General features: G+C 59.8%; 15 protein-coding genes and 2 pseudogenes. 14 read left to right on the forward strand and 3 right to left on the reverse strand.

All coding sequences use genetic code 11. The features are described 5' to 3' along the window. Positions 1 to 33: 33 nt before the first annotated feature. Both phaZ and ABJ99_RS24360 read left to right on the forward strand, forming a co-directional pair. Complete coding sequence (gene phaZ / locus ABJ99_RS24355) at positions 34 to 891, forward strand: poly(3-hydroxyalkanoate) depolymerase (RefSeq protein ID WP_054087976.1); 858 nt, start codon at positions 34 to 36, stop codon at positions 889 to 891. A gap of 51 nt (positions 892 to 942) precedes the next feature. Further along, complete coding sequence (locus ABJ99_RS24360; RefSeq protein WP_054087977.1) at positions 943 to 1,557, forward strand: TetR/AcrR family transcriptional regulator; 615 nt, start codon at positions 943 to 945, stop codon at positions 1,555 to 1,557. A 151-nt stretch (positions 1,558 to 1,708) separates the two neighbouring features. Here the strand turns inward: ABJ99_RS24360 and ABJ99_RS24365 are convergent, their stop codons facing one another. The 3 genes and pseudogenes from ABJ99_RS24365 to ABJ99_RS24375 form a co-directional block, all read right to left on the reverse strand. After that, the gene (locus ABJ99_RS24365; RefSeq protein ID WP_054087978.1) at positions 1,709 to 2,479 is read right to left on the reverse strand and encodes a phasin family protein; all 771 of its coding nucleotides are present in this window, start codon (positions 2,477 to 2,479) and stop codon (positions 1,709 to 1,711) included. A gap of 10 nt (positions 2,480 to 2,489) precedes the next feature. Next, positions 2,490 to 3,001, reverse strand: a pseudogene (locus ABJ99_RS24370) (phasin family protein). A gap of 149 nt (positions 3,002 to 3,150) precedes the next feature. Further along, on the reverse strand, positions 3,151 to 3,429 hold the full coding sequence (locus tag ABJ99_RS24375; protein ID WP_007252831.1) for a polyhydroxyalkanoic acid system family protein: 279 nt from the start codon (positions 3,427 to 3,429) through the stop codon (positions 3,151 to 3,153). A 143-nt stretch (positions 3,430 to 3,572) separates the two neighbouring features. Between ABJ99_RS24375 and ubiE the strand changes: the two genes are divergently transcribed. From ubiE to ABJ99_RS24430, 12 genes and pseudogenes are all read left to right on the forward strand, one after another. Further along, a complete protein-coding gene (ubiE, locus tag ABJ99_RS24380) occupies positions 3,573 to 4,343 on the forward strand; it encodes a bifunctional demethylmenaquinone methyltransferase/2-methoxy-6-polyprenyl-1,4-benzoquinol methylase UbiE (protein WP_054087979.1) in 771 nt (256 codons plus the stop codon). Beyond that, on the forward strand, positions 4,343 to 4,966 hold the full coding sequence (locus tag ABJ99_RS24385) for a ubiquinone biosynthesis accessory factor UbiJ (protein WP_054087980.1): 624 nt from the start codon (positions 4,343 to 4,345) through the stop codon (positions 4,964 to 4,966). The genes ubiE and ABJ99_RS24385 overlap by 1 nt, the downstream gene beginning before the upstream one ends. After that, positions 4,963 to 6,582, forward strand: a complete 1,620-nt coding sequence (ubiB, locus tag ABJ99_RS24390) for a ubiquinone biosynthesis regulatory protein kinase UbiB (RefSeq protein ID WP_054087981.1) — start codon at positions 4,963 to 4,965, stop codon at positions 6,580 to 6,582. The genes ABJ99_RS24385 and ubiB overlap by 4 nt, the downstream gene beginning before the upstream one ends. 67 nt (positions 6,583 to 6,649) lie before the next feature. Beyond that, a complete protein-coding gene (gene hisI, locus ABJ99_RS24395; protein WP_005739553.1) occupies positions 6,650 to 7,042 on the forward strand; it encodes a phosphoribosyl-AMP cyclohydrolase in 393 nt (130 codons plus the stop codon). Between the two features lie 2 nt (positions 7,043 to 7,044). Further along, a complete protein-coding gene (locus ABJ99_RS24400) occupies positions 7,045 to 7,377 on the forward strand; it encodes a phosphoribosyl-ATP diphosphatase (RefSeq protein WP_002551631.1) in 333 nt (110 codons plus the stop codon). A 44-nt stretch (positions 7,378 to 7,421) separates the two neighbouring features. Beyond that, positions 7,422 to 7,697, forward strand: coding sequence for a twin-arginine translocase TatA/TatE family subunit (locus tag ABJ99_RS24405; RefSeq protein ID WP_024645017.1), 276 nt, complete (start codon positions 7,422 to 7,424; stop codon positions 7,695 to 7,697). Positions 7,698 to 7,701: 4 nt separating this feature from the next. Beyond that, on the forward strand, positions 7,702 to 8,178 hold the full coding sequence (gene tatB, locus ABJ99_RS24410) for a Sec-independent protein translocase protein TatB (RefSeq protein ID WP_054087982.1): 477 nt from the start codon (positions 7,702 to 7,704) through the stop codon (positions 8,176 to 8,178). Next, entirely contained in the window at positions 8,175 to 8,975 is an 801-nt protein-coding gene (tatC, locus tag ABJ99_RS24415) for a twin-arginine translocase subunit TatC (RefSeq protein ID WP_054087983.1), read from the forward strand. The genes tatB and tatC overlap by 4 nt, the downstream gene beginning before the upstream one ends. Then, positions 8,972 to 9,679 carry a 16S rRNA (uracil(1498)-N(3))-methyltransferase gene (locus ABJ99_RS24420; protein WP_054087984.1) on the forward strand — a complete coding sequence of 236 codons (708 nt, stop codon included), beginning with the start codon at positions 8,972 to 8,974 and terminating at the stop codon, positions 9,677 to 9,679. Before tatC ends, ABJ99_RS24420 begins: the two co-directional genes overlap by 4 nt. A 177-nt stretch (positions 9,680 to 9,856) precedes the next feature. Beyond that, positions 9,857 to 10,780 (forward strand): annotated as a pseudogene (locus tag ABJ99_RS30075) (methyl-accepting chemotaxis protein); the annotation flags it as partial. Positions 10,781 to 10,978: 198 nt separating this feature from the next. Then, positions 10,979 to 11,683 carry a methyl-accepting chemotaxis protein gene (locus ABJ99_RS30080; RefSeq protein WP_459426209.1) on the forward strand — a complete coding sequence of 235 codons (705 nt, stop codon included), beginning with the start codon at positions 10,979 to 10,981 and terminating at the stop codon, positions 11,681 to 11,683. A 202-nt stretch (positions 11,684 to 11,885) separates the two neighbouring features. After that, positions 11,886 to 13,829, forward strand: a complete 1,944-nt coding sequence (locus ABJ99_RS24430; RefSeq protein WP_054087986.1) for a methyl-accepting chemotaxis protein — start codon at positions 11,886 to 11,888, stop codon at positions 13,827 to 13,829. The last annotated feature ends 141 nt before the right edge of the window (positions 13,830 to 13,970 follow it).

Below are 13,970 nucleotides of genomic sequence, written 5' to 3' on the forward strand. Positions count from 1 at the left end.
GTTTTCAGCGGGTTAACCAACAGGGCTTCACGCATGTCGCAACCGTTTGTGTTTCGCTCCATCGATCTGAACGGGCACACCATCCGTACGGCGGTGCGTCCGGGCAAGAATCATCTGACGCCCCTGCTGATCTTCAACGGCATCGGCGCCAACCTGGAGTTGGTGTTTCCGTTTGTCGACGCGCTGGACCCGGACCTGGAAGTCATCGCGTTCGATGTGCCCGGGGTGGGCGGCTCATCGACGCCCCGGCGTCCCTACCGTTTTCCCGGCCTGGCGAAGCTGGCAGCGCGCATGCTCGACTACCTGAATTACGGACAGGTCAACGCCATTGGCGTGTCATGGGGCGGTGCGCTGGCTCAGCAGTTCGCCCATGACTACCCCGAGCGCTGCAAGAAACTGGTGCTGGCGGCGACTTCTGCGGGCATGGCGATGGTGCCGGGCAAGCCACGAGTGCTGTGGCTGATGGCCAGCCCTCGGCGCTATATCCAGCCGTCGCATGTGATTCGCATCGCGCCGGAAATCTATGGCGGGGCGTTTCGACGTGATCCCCATCTGGCCGCCAACCATGCGGCCAAGGTGCGCTCGTCCGGCAAGCTGGGTTATTACTGGCAACTGTTCGCGGGGATGGGCTGGACCAGCGTGCACTGGCTGCACAAGATCCATCAACCAACGCTGGTGCTGGCCGGCGATGATGATCCGCTGATCCCGCTGGTCAACATGCGCCTGCTGGCCTGGCGAATACCCAATGCCGAGCTGCACATCATTGATGACGGGCATCTGTTTTTGATCACTCGGGCCGAGGCCGTGGCGCCGATCATCATGGGGTTTTTACAGCAGGAGCGGCAGCGCGCGGTCATGCACCCGCAGCCCGTGCCACCCAGAACCCGATGACCCGGGCCTGGCCCGGCTCACGGATCTCAGACTCTCGAACAAGAAGACCGGATGAAGACCTGCGACCGTATCCTTGAATGTGCACTGACACTGTTCAATCAGCAGGGCGAGCCCAACGTGTCGACGCTGGAGATTGCCAATGAAATGGGCATCAGCCCCGGCAATCTGTATTACCACTTTCATGGCAAAGAGCCTTTGATTCTGGGGCTGTTCGAGCGCTTTCAGAGCGAGCTGGCGCCGCTGCTCGACCCGCCATCGGATGCCCGGCTCGAGGCCGAAGATTACTGGATGTTCCTGCACCTGATCGTCGAGCGGCTGGCGCACTATCGGTTTCTGTTTCAAGACCTGTCCAATCTCGCGGGGCGGCTGCCCAAACTGGCGCGGGGCATCCGCAATCTGCTCAACTCACTCAAACGCACCCTGGCCTCGCTGCTGGCGCGCCTGAAATCCCAAGGGCAGCTGGTCAGCGAAACGCAGGCGCTGGGGCAACTGGTGGAACAGATCACCATGACCCTGCTGTTCTCCCTGGACTACCAGCGCATTCTGGGCCGTGAGGGTGAAGTGCGAGTCGTGGTTTACCAGATCATGATGCTGGTGACGCCACACCTGCTGCCGGCTTCAAGGCATACGGCGGAGCGGTTGGCGATGGAGTATCTGAGTGGGTAGAGGTGGGTACCACAAGCGTTCTCCTGGACACATCTCGCGCCGCGCCGCCTGCTCAAGATCGGACGCGGAGCGTCCGGTCTTGAGTGTACGTCTGAAACAATAAAAAGCCCGGCCTGTTTGAAAGGCCGGGCTTCGATGTTGCAGCCGATTATCAGGACTGGCTGGCTGGCGTTTCCGGTGCCGCCGACGGCGCGGGGGCGGCAGTCGGTTTGGTGGACGGAGTTGCCGATGCGGCTGGCTTGGCAGCCGGTTTTCTGGCCGCAGGTTTTTTAGCGGCGGCAGGTTTGGCTGCTGCCTTGGCTTTACTGGCGGTTGCCGTCGCCGCCTTGTTGGCCGCGCCTACCGGCTTGGCCGCTGCTTTCTTCACAGCAGGTTTGGCCGCTGCGGTTTTAGCTGCTGCCTTGTCCGCTGTTTTAGCGACGCTTTTGGCGGCGGCCTTGACCAACGGTTTGGCCGCAGATTTCGGCGCCGGTTTGGCGGCTGGCGTGCTCGATGCAACAGGCTTGGCTTTCTCGCCGGTCAACAACTCGATCTGCCGGGTCAACTGATCGACCTTGCTGTGCAACGATTTAACTTCATTGCGGCTCGGTACACCCAGGCGCGAAATCGCGCTGTTGAGGCGTTTGTCAAACGCCCCTTCCAGCTCACTCCACTTGCCGAGCGCGAGGTCTTTCACATCGCCGACGCGGGATTTGGCCGACCTGGCCGTGTCCTTGACATCGTCCAGCTGCTTCTGCGCTTCGACCTTGGTCAGTTTCTCGGCCTTTTCACCGTCCTTGACCAGCGTCTCGAACAGCTTGCTGCCGTCGTTGCTTATCTTGGAATAAGCACCCAGCCCCGCCAGCCAGATCTGCCGAGAGTATTTTTCAACCTCGCCAATCCATGAGCTGCCTTCTTTGTCGATCTTCTTCTTGCCAGCCATCCTGCTCTCCTTATTGTCCAGACTCGGAACGTTTGAGCCGTTGTGGCCCGGCGCGTTCGAGCTTTTTAGGCCCGACACGATCAAGCAATGCCGTGAGCTCGTCGAGCTTGGCAGAGAGCGTGTCTACATCATGTTTAGACGGGATACCGATCCGGTTCAAGGCCTTTGCGACGCGACGGTCGAAAGCGCTCTCGATTCTGTCGAGTCGAGCCTCGACACGCCCCTTGGCGCAAGACACTTCGCCTTTGACCGAATCGATATCGCTGTTGGCGGCAAGCCTTTGTGCGTCAACGGTTTTGCGGACGTCTTTCTCGGTTTCTTCGCCAGCCTTGATCAGCTCTTTGACGTATTGCGAGCCTTCCTCATTGACCCGGGCATAGGCACCGAGCCCGGCCAGCCATATCTTGCGCGCGTANCCCCCCCCCCCCCCCCCAGCCATATCTTGCGCGCGTACAACCGCACATCAGTGGGCGTGGATGCCTGCTCGTCTTCGATTTTTTTCTTCGTGTTCGCGTTGGCCATGGTGCACCTCATGCCCGAAAGTTGAAGGAACCGCCCTTGCAAAGGGCATGAGCACCACGCTACGGAGAAAAATTAGAATGCTCACCCTAGGGTCTGTTCCCGTTTCATCGCGAGCCGCGATGAAACGGGAACAGACCCTAGAGCCGGGCTCAGGCAGCCAGTGCCTTGTCCAGCACGCGCTCGACTTCGGTCTTGATCGAACCGCTCATCGTCGAAAGGATGAAGTTCAGCTCGATGTTGATGCGAATAAGCGCTTCTTCGACATCGACCCGGCCTTTGGCGCCCTTGCCTTCCAGTTTCACTGTATCGCCGGCCCATTCGTGGGCCAGGCCGTATTTTTCCGCCAGCTTCTCGACCAGTTGATCGGCCTTCTCACGGGCCTTTTCCAGGCCCAGCGTATGCGGGCGTTCAACGGTTATCTTGGCCATGGGGAGTTCCTTGATCGTCGGATGAAATGCGGCGCAACTATATACATCCGCCCGCATCCAAGAAAGCGTTGCTGGTGAGCCTTGTCAAGACAAAGCCGGCCTTGGCGATTAGAATGATCCGCACTCTATTCCGGTGAAGCGATATGAACGATCAGCGCAAAGGCAGCGATGCCGAACCTACGACTCACTTCGGTTACAAACATGTGCCGGAAAGCCAGAAGGCAGAAAAAGTCGCTGAGGTTTTCCACTCGGTTGCGGCCAAGTACGACCTGATGAACGACCTTCTGTCGGGTGGCATGCACCGCCTGTGGAAACGTTTTGCCATCGAGCTTTCAGGCGTTCGCGTCGGCAACCGTGTACTGGACATCGCCGGAGGCACAGGCGACCTGACCCGCAAGTTCTCGAAGCTGGTCGGCCCGACCGGCCATGTGGTGCTGGCTGACATCAACGCCTCCATGCTCAAGGTCGGTCGCGACCGTCTGCTCGACCTCGGCGTTGCTGGCAATGTGGAATTCGTCCAGGCAGACGCCGAAAAGCTGCCCTTTCCGGATAACCACTTCGACTGCGTGACCATCGCCTTCGGCTTGCGCAACGTGACGCACAAGGAAGACGCGCTGCGCTCCATGCTACGCGTGCTCAAGCCAGGCGGCCGCCTGCTGGTGCTGGAGTTTTCCAAGCCGACCAACAAGCTGATGACCAAGGCCTATGATGCCTACTCGTTCGCCTTCATGCCGTTGATGGGCAAGCTGGTCACCAATGACGCAGAAAGCTACCGCTATCTGGCCGAATCGATTCGCATGCATCCCAATCAGGAAACGCTCAAGTCGATGATGGTCGAAGCCGGTTTTGACCGTGTGACCTATCACAACATGACTTCCGGCATCGTCGCCCTGCATCGCGGTATCAAACCCTGATGTTGCTTCGGGGGCTGCTCGCCAGCATCGAGCACGGGATCAATCGGGTGTTGCGCCTTGACAGCACCGCGCTGCCGCGGATGGCGCGCCTGACCGGGCACGTCATTGCGGTCGATTGCCGCGATCCGTCCCTGAAACTGTTTATCCTGCCGAGCGATGAAGGCCTGCTGCTGGCCCCTGAATGGGCGGCCGATGCCGACTGCACCCTGCGCGCCCCCGCTTCCAGCCTGCTGCGTCTGGCCTTGAGCAAGGACAAGACGGCGGTGTTGCACGGCCCTGACGTCGAGCTCGACGGGGACAGCGGCGTGCTGCTGGAACTGGTGGGCATTCTTCAAGACCTCGAACTTGACTGGGAGCACGAACTCTCCAGATGGATGGGCCCGGTGGCCAGTCAGGTATTCAGCAGCCACTTGCGCAACAGCAGCCGCTGGACACGTGAAAGTGCTGCCAGCCTGAGGCAGAATGTGGCCGACTACCTGAGCGAAGAATCGCGCACGCTGGTAGGCAAGCACGAAGCCGAAGCACGTTTTGCCGAACTCGATCAGATCAAACTGGATCTGGAACGTCTCGAGGCGCGCTTTGCACGCCTTGCCCACTCCCTCAACACCAGCGATAACGCATGAAGCTGCTTGCCGTACGCCGTCTGTTTCGCATTCAACGTGTCGTTATCCGCTATCGTCTCGATGACCTGTTGTTCGCCCTGCCCCTGCCGTGGTGGATGCTCGCGGTGCGCTTCGTGCTGCCCTGGCGCTGGCTGCCGCGGCGCAAGTCCGAGCTGAGCCGTGGCGTGCGTTTCCGCCTGGCGCTGCAAGACCTCGGGCCGATCTTCATCAAGTTCGGGCAATTGCTGTCTACGCGGCGCGATCTGCTGCCCGAAGACATTGCCGACGAGCTGATGCTGCTCCAGGACCGCGTCCCGCCGTTCGACCAGCAACTGGCGATCAAGCTGATCGAAGAGCAGCTGGGCGCGCGGATCTGCGACGTGTTCAGCCGTTTCGACGAAACACCGCTGGCGTCGGCGTCGGTGGCACAGGTGCATGCGGCCTGCCTGAAGACCGGCGAAGAGGTTGTGGTCAAGGTCGTGCGGCCGGGGCTCAAGCCGATCATCGGCCAGGACATGGCGTGGCTGTTCATTCTCGCCCGCATCGCGGAACGCGTATCCGCCGATGCACGCCTGCTGCACCCGGTGCAGGTGGTGATGGACTACGAAAAGACCATCTACGACGAGCTGGATCTGCTGCGCGAAGCGGCCAACTCCAGCCAGTTGCGGCGTAACTTCGAAGGTTCCGATCTGCTGTACGTGCCGCAGGTCTATTGGGACTGGTGCCGTCCGAAAGTGCTGGTCATGGAGCGCATCTACGGCCTTCAGGTGACCGACATGGCCGGGCTGGCCGATCAGCGCACCGACATGAAAATGCTCGCCGAACGTGGCGTCGAGATCTTTTTCACGCAGATTTTCCGAGACAGCTTCTTCCACGCCGACATGCACCCCGGCAACATTTTCGTCAGCACGGTGAATCCGTGGAGCCCGAAATACATTGCCATCGACTGCGGCATCGTCGGCAGCCTGACCCCGGAAGATCAGGATTATCTGGCGCGTAACCTGTTTGCCTTCTTCAAACGCGATTATCGTCGGGTCGCGCAGCTGCACATCGATTCGGGCTGGGTCCCGGCCGAGACCAAGCTCAACGAATTCGAAGCGGCCATCCGCACGGTCTGCGAGCCGATTTTCGAGAAGCCGCTCAAGGATATTTCCTTTGGTCAGGTACTGATGCGCCTGTTCCAGACCGCGCGCCGCTTCAACATGGAAGTCCAGCCGCAACTGGTGCTGCTGCAAAAGACCCTGCTCAACATCGAAGGGCTGGGTCGTCAGCTGTACCCGGAGCTGGACCTGTGGAGCACCGCGCAGCCGTATCTGGAGCGCTGGATGCGTGAGCGGGTCAGTCCGAAAACGCTGCTGGGCAACCTGCAATCGCAGGTCGAGCAACTGCCGCACATTGCGGGCATGACGCGCGACCTGCTGGAGCGCATGTCCCGCCCACATGCTTCGGACCCGCCACGCCCCTGGCACGAGCGCAAGGACGAGCCGGTCTTGCGGCTGATCGGTGCGGGATTGCTGGTGGGTGGCGCGATACAGGGCTGGGTGATGAGCGAGGCCGCCACGCAGTTGCTGACGCTGGCTGCCTGGCCGGCCGCGATCATGTTGATCGCCGGGCTGTATCTGATCGTTCGCCGATAGCCAGCAGCGTATGGCGCTGGCACACTGTTCAATCCGCCGGGCCTGAAGTCCGGCTGCCGGAGTAGATATGAAAGACTGGCTGGACGAGATTCACTGGAACAGCGACGGTCTGGTGCCTGCAATCGCTCAGGATCACAAGACCGGCCGGGTACTGATGATGGCCTGGATGAACCGCGAGGCGCTGAGCCTGACGGCATCCGAGAATCGTGCAATCTATTGGTCGCGTTCGCGTGGCAAACTCTGGCGCAAGGGTGAAGAATCGGGTCATGTGCAAAAGCTGCATGAACTGCGCCTCGACTGTGACGCCGACGTCATTATCCTGATGGTCGAGCAGATCGGCGGCATCGCTTGCCATACCGGCCGCGAAAGTTGCTTCTACCGTGTTTATGAACACTCAGGCTGGAAGACCGTAGACCCGGTCCTGAAAGATCCTGATGCTATTTACCCTGCAGGCCACTGAACATGACTGATACGTTGTCCCGCCTGGCGGAGGTGCTGGAATCGCGCAAAGATGCAGCCGCCGACAGCTCTTACGTCGCCAGCCTGTACCACAAGGGCCTCAACAAGATTCTGGAAAAGCTGGGCGAGGAGTCGATTGAAACGATCATCGCCGCCAAAGACGCTGCGGTCAGCGGTGACTGCAGCGACGTGATCTACGAAACGGCTGACCTGTGGTTTCACAGCATGGTGATGCTCGCCGCACTGGGTCAGCATCCGCAGGCCGTGCTCGATGAGCTGGATCGCCGGTTCGGGCTGTCCGGACACGCCGAAAAAGCCGCTCGCACGGCAGAATAACGCTTACCCCTTTCAAGCTTGAAATCTTCTACGAGGACTGTTTCATGGGTATTTTTGACTGGAAACACTGGATCGTCATCCTGATCGTCGTAGTACTGGTTTTCGGGACCAAGAAACTCAAGGGCCTGGGCAGTGACGTCGGCGAGTCGATCAAAGGCTTTCGCAAGGCCATGCACGACGATGACAAACCGGAAGAGCAACCGGCTCCCCAGCCGCAGCAGGCCCAACCGGCTCCTCAGGGCTCGCCTCTGAATCAGCCGCACACCATCGACGCGCAAGCGCACAAAGTCGACGAGCCGATTCGCAAAGACCAGGTTTAAGCCCATGTTCGGTATCAGCTTCTCTGAACTGCTGCTTGTCGGCCTGGTTGCCTTGCTGGTGCTGGGTCCCGAGCGTCTGCCGGGTGCGGCACGCACCGCAGGCTTATGGATCGGCCGCCTGAAGCGCAGCTTCAATGCGATCAAACAGGAAGTTGAACGTGAAATCGGTGCCGACGAAATTCGTCGGCAGCTGCACAACGAGCACATTCTTTCGCTTGAAGATGAAGCGCGAAAAATGTTCGCTCAGAATCAGCACCCCGAGACCCCTTACGAACCGGTAAGCCCGGCGCCAGCACCAGCACCAGCATCGTCAGCACCGGCGGAACCCGCAGCCACCGCTCACCACGAGGTCGGTCCCGCAGAACCTGCGGCACCGAAAGCAGGGCTGTCGCTGGAGAAAACCGCGACGCCGACTGACGCTTCTGCGCCGCCTCCGACGCCTCCCGTCCACGATTCGTCATTGCCACCGCGAGCCCCATGAGCGCTGATATCCCGGAAAACGATCAGCAAATGCCGCTGATCTCGCACCTCACCGAGCTGCGTACACGTCTGTTGCGTTGTGTTGCGGCAGTGTTCCTGATTTTTGCCGGTCTGTTCTACTTCACACAGAAGATCTACACCCTGGTGTCGGCCCCGCTGCGCGTCTACCTGCCTGAAGGCGCAACGATGATCGCCACCGACGTGGCCTCACCGTTCATCACGCCGTTCAAGCTGACCATGATGGTCGCGCTGTTTCTGTCGATGCCGGTCATCCTGCATCAGATCTGGGGCTTCATCGCGCCGGGCCTGTACAAGCATGAAAAGCGTGTGGCCATTCCGCTGCTGGTCTCCAGCATCATCCTGTTCTACGCGGGCATGGCATTCGCCTACTTTCTGGTCTTCCCGATCATTTTCCACTTCTTCGCCAGCGTTACCCCGGAAGGCGTGTCGATGATGACGGATATCGCCAGCTACCTTGACTTCGTAATGACGTTGTTCTTCGCCTTTGGCGTGGCCTTCGAAATCCCGGTGGCCGTGGTGTTGCTGGTGTGGATCGGCATTGTCGACGTGAAATACCTGAAGAAGATCCGTCCTTACGTGGTCATTGGCTGCTTTGTGGTCGGCATGATTCTGACCCCGCCGGACATCTTCTCGCAGACCCTGCTGGCCGTACCGATGTGGTTACTGTTCGAACTGGGCATCTTGTGCAGCACGATGATCAAGAAGCGCGGCGAGCACCCGGACGATGAAGTAGAAGACACTGACAAGCCAGATCAGCCACCCGCGACCACGCCGTGAACCTGCTGTTGCTCGAAGAGGCCGACTTCATTGCGGCCGACCGGGTAATCCTGCGCGACCGGCGCCTCAAGCACATGCAAGAGGTGCATCGCGCCGAGGTCGGCGACAGCGTGCGGGTCGGCCGCATCAACGGCCTGCTGGGCAATGCCGAACTGCTGCGCCTTGAAGCCCATGAAGCCGAACTGCGCGTGGTGCTGGACAGCGAGCCGCCCGTAAAACTGCCGCTGACCCTGCTGCTGGCGCTGCCGCGTCCCAAGATGTTGCGTCGGGTGTTTCAGACCGTCGCGACCATGGGCGTCCCCAGAGTGGTGCTGCTGAACAGTTATCGGGTTGAAAAAAGCTTCTGGCAGACGCCCTTCCTGGAACCGGCTGCCATCCGCGAGCAGTTGATTCTCGGTCTGGAACAGGCGCGCGACAGCGTACTGCCCGACATCATCATCGAAAAGCGCTTCAAACCCTTTGTCGAAGACCGTCTGCCACAACTGGCTGCTGACACGCTGGGGTTGGTCGGCCATCCGGGTGACTTCCCTGCCTGCCCACGTGCGGTCACGGGCCCGGTTACCCTCGCGATCGGCCCCGAAGGCGGCTGGATTCCATATGAAGTCGACCTGTTGCGTCAGTCCGGATTACAACCCGTGCAACTGGGCGAACGCATTCTGCGTGTCGAAACCGCTGTCACGGCCCTTCTCGCGCGTCTGTTCTGAGTTCTTTTACATCGACTAAATCGCTTCAGTTAGAGGGCGCGCGGCCGATGCAGATGGAATGAATCAATAACAGACAAAGGAACAGTCATGTCTCGTGGGTTATCTCGAAGTCTCGCTAATGCGAGCGTCAGCCTGAAACTGGCAGTGGGCTTTGGCCTGGTGCTGGCAATGACCCTGATGATTTCTGCCACCGCCTGGTTCAGCAACCAGGCGCTGATCGATCGGGGTGATCGCGTGACGGCCATTGCCGAGATCAACGAGCTGACACTTCAGTTGCGCATCGACCGCATGCGCTATGAGGATCTGTATGACACAGAGACCGCAGCCACCGTCAGAACCACGCTCGACCAACTCGACGCCGCCCTGCTGGTCGCCCGAAACCTGTTGCGCTCTCCTGAAAACATTCAGCTTCTGGATCGCCAGATTCAGACCACCCGCGAGTATCGCCAGTCGTTCAAGGACATGACCGACGCCATCGACACTCGCGAGGCCAGCCGCACCCGGATGGGCGCCAACGCCGACAAAGCGGTGGATCAGGCCGACAAGGTCGAAGCGGAGTTGCTCAAAGCGGACAACATCCTCGCCTTCAATCGCATCGTCGGCGTCAGCAAGCTGATTCAACAAGCGCGCTTCCAGGTCCGCGGTTACACCTACAGCGGCCGTCCCGACTTTGAAAAGAATGCCAATCAGGCCATCGATGATGCGGTCACCGGAATCAATACGCTGACCAGTGACCTTGCTGCTGAATACCAGGCACTGCTGCAGCAGGCGGTGGCCGGGCTCAAGGGCTATCGCGAAGCCATGGGGCAATATCGCGACGCGCAGGCCGCCAGTAAGGCCGCACTGGACAGGATGACTGCCGAGGGCGCAGACATGCTGGCGATCAGCAATGACATGATCACCCGACAAAACAAAAGCCGGGATGCCGACAGCGAACAGTCAGTCATGATGATCGCCGTGGCTACCCTTCTCGCGCTGGTGTTGAGCATTATGGCGGCGTGGATCATCACTCGCCAGATCACCACGCCGCTCAAGGAAACCCTTGAGGTGGTAGAGCGCGTCGCGTCTGGCGACCTGAGTCGCAACCTGCAAGTTGATCGCAAAGACGAACTGGGCAAGCTGCAAAGCACCATTCAACGCATGACCGTCAGCCTGCGTGAGCTGGTCGGCGGGATTCGCGATGGTGTGACGCAGATCGCCAGCGCCGCAGAAGAACTGTCAGCCGTGACCGAGCAGACCAGTGCCGGGGTCAACAGCCAGAAGGTCGAGACCGATCAGGTGGCCACGGCCATGCATGAAATGACCGCAACGGTTCAGGAAGTCGCGCGCAACGCCGAAGAGGCCTCTGAAGCAGCCGTCGCCGCTGACCAGCAGGCTCGTGATGGCGAACGAGTGGTCAATGAGGCGATTGCGCAAATCGAACGTCTTGCGGTAGCCGTGGGCAACTCCAGCGAAGCGATGGGCGCTCTGAAACAGGAAAGCGAGAAGATCGGCAGCGTGCTGGACGTTATCAAGTCAGTTGCACAACAGACCAACCTGCTGGCCTTGAACGCCGCCATTGAAGCTGCCCGGGCCGGCGAAGCGGGTCGCGGGTTTGCCGTGGTCGCCGACGAAGTACGTAGCCTGGCGCAACGCACTCAGAAGTCCACTGAAGAGATCGAGGCGCTGATTGCCAGCCTGCAAAGCGGCACCCAGCAGGCCGCAACGGTCATGGACAGCAGCCGTGAACTGAGCGGCAGCAGCGTGGAACTGACCCGTCGGGCCGGTAGCTCATTGGAAAACATCACCAAAACCGTTTCGGCGATCCAGTCGATGAATCAGCAAATCGCTGCCGCCGCCGAGCAGCAGAGCGCCACGGCCGAAGAGATCAACCGCAGCATCATCAATGTGCGCGACATTTCGGAACAGACCTCGTCAGCCAGCGAAGAAACCGCCGCGTCCAGCGTCGAACTGGCACGCTTGGGCAACCATCTGCAAATCCTGGTGAGCCGCTTTACCGTCTGATCAAGCGCATCAGGCCCGTGCTATTTGCGAGCACGGGCCTGACTGCCTTCGCTAAATGTGACGCCTGTCACCCCTCGTTTCTTCTCGGAAATCTCCTACGACCTTCTCAGGTCAAACAATGGATCGCCATGCCGATGCGCTCACAACGCACGTCCTGACTCATACGGGACCTGCTTTCGTTCGCTCATTGCAGGAGATTCCAATGTTCCGACTGATCAATCACGCGCTCGGCAACATGAACGTCAGATTCAAACTGGCCTTGGGTTTCGGCCTGGTGCTGTTACTGACGCTGATCATCACACTTACCGGCTGGCATGGCCTGTACACCATGATCGACCGCTCCGAGTCGCTTTCGGACGTCTCACAACTCACCAGCCTCACCAAAGACCTGCGCGCCGACAGGATCACTGATCGGGTGCAAAAAACCCCGGAGACGACAGCGCAGGTGATAAAAAAACTCGACGAAATGAAAACCCACCTGACATCGCTGCACCGACTGAGCACGGAGCAGGCAACCATCACCCTGCTTAATGGGCAGCTTCAGGCGGTGAGCGAACTGGAGAAATCCTTCGCCGACGTTCGCAGCAATCGGCAAACCCGCGACAAGATACGTCAGCGCCTGGATCAAAAGTCAGAGCAAGCCTTGCAGGCTGTCGCGCAGGTCGAAACCGAAGTGCTCAAGAGCGTGAGCCAGGAGCAGGACAGCAGCGAGCGCATGGAAGAATTCACCAATATTTCGCAACTGAGGCAGCAGATTCAGGTCGCGCGTTATCAGGTGCAGGCTTACACCTTTACCACCAAAGATGCAGATGAAACCGCCGCCATTACCGCCATCGACGAAGCGCTCAAGGAGGTCGAGCAGATCGCTCAAAACCAGGGTAACGATCCGCTTCAAGGGCTGATACCCGCCACCGAGGCGCTTAAAGGTTATCGGGACAGCCTGAGCGAGTTCAAACAGATACAGACCAAGGCCGAGGCGGATCAGGAGTCCATGGAAAACCTCGGTGAAAAGCTGCTGGAATCTGTGGCCGCGCTGACCCTTCTGCAAACCGCGCAACGTGACAGCGAAGCGGCAAACTCCAGAACGATGCTGACCAGTGTGGCAAGCCTGGCATTGCTGATCGGATTGCTGGCGGCATGGGTCATGACCCGACAAATCACCGTTCCGCTGCAACAAACACTGATTGCCGCAGCACGTATCGCTCAAGGCGACCTGAGCCGGGATATGTCAGTAGAGCGTCGCGACGAGATGGGTCAGTTGCAGCGCAGTATGCAGACCATGACGGTCAGCCTGCGCGAGTTGATTGGTGGCATCAGTGATGGCGTCACGCAGATCGCCAGCGCAGCCGAGCAGCTTTCAGCCGTCACTGAACAGACCTGTTCGGGGGTCAACAGCCAGAAGGACGAAACGGATCTGGTGGCAACCGCCATGAATGAAATGGCCGCAACCGTGCAAGAGGTGGCGCGCAGTGCACAGGAGGCATCCCAGGCGGCTGTTCAGGCAGACCAACAGGCGCGCAGCGGCGATGAAGTGGTCGGACGCGCAATCACGCAGATCGAGCAACTGGCGCGCGAGATGGTCAACTCCACCCAGTCCATGAATCAGCTCAAGCAGGAAAGCGGCAAGATCGTTGGCGTTCTTGACGTTATCAAGTCGGTTTCACAGCAAACCAACCTGCTGGCCCTGAATGCGGCCATTGAAGCAGCCCGAGCGGGTGAAGCCGGGCGGGGGTTTGCCGTGGTGGCCGATGAGGTGCGCGGGCTGGCACAGCGAACCCAGAAATCCACGGAGGAAATAGAGGAGTTGATCGCCACGCTACAGACCGGTACCCAGCAGGTTGCCAGCACCCTGGACAGCAGCCGCAGCCTGACCGACAGCACGGTCGAACTGAGCCGCCGCGCGGGCAGTGCCCTGGAGGAAATTACCCGCACGGTGGCGACCATTCAGCACATGAACGAACAGATCGCCACCGCCAGCGAAGAACAAAGCGTGGTCGCCGAACAGATCAACCGCAACGTCATCAGCGTGCGCGACATCTCCGATCAGACCGCCGCTGCCAGCGAACAAACCGCAGCATCCAGCGTCGAACTGGCCCGACTGGGCACACATCTTCAAGGACTGGTGGGGAAATTCAAGGTGAATTGATGGGGCTATGAGGCAGAGCGTCATTCACGACCGTCTTCGCGGACAAGTCCGCTCCCACTGGAGAGGGAGAAACGATCACTCGACTATCGTGCGACGCCAATCACCGTGACGAGCCCAATAAAAAACCCCTGAAGCAGTGCT

Source organism: Pseudomonas syringae pv. cilantro (assembly GCF_001293775.1).
GTDB classification, from domain to species: domain Bacteria; phylum Pseudomonadota; class Gammaproteobacteria; order Pseudomonadales; family Pseudomonadaceae; genus Aquipseudomonas; species Aquipseudomonas syringae_P.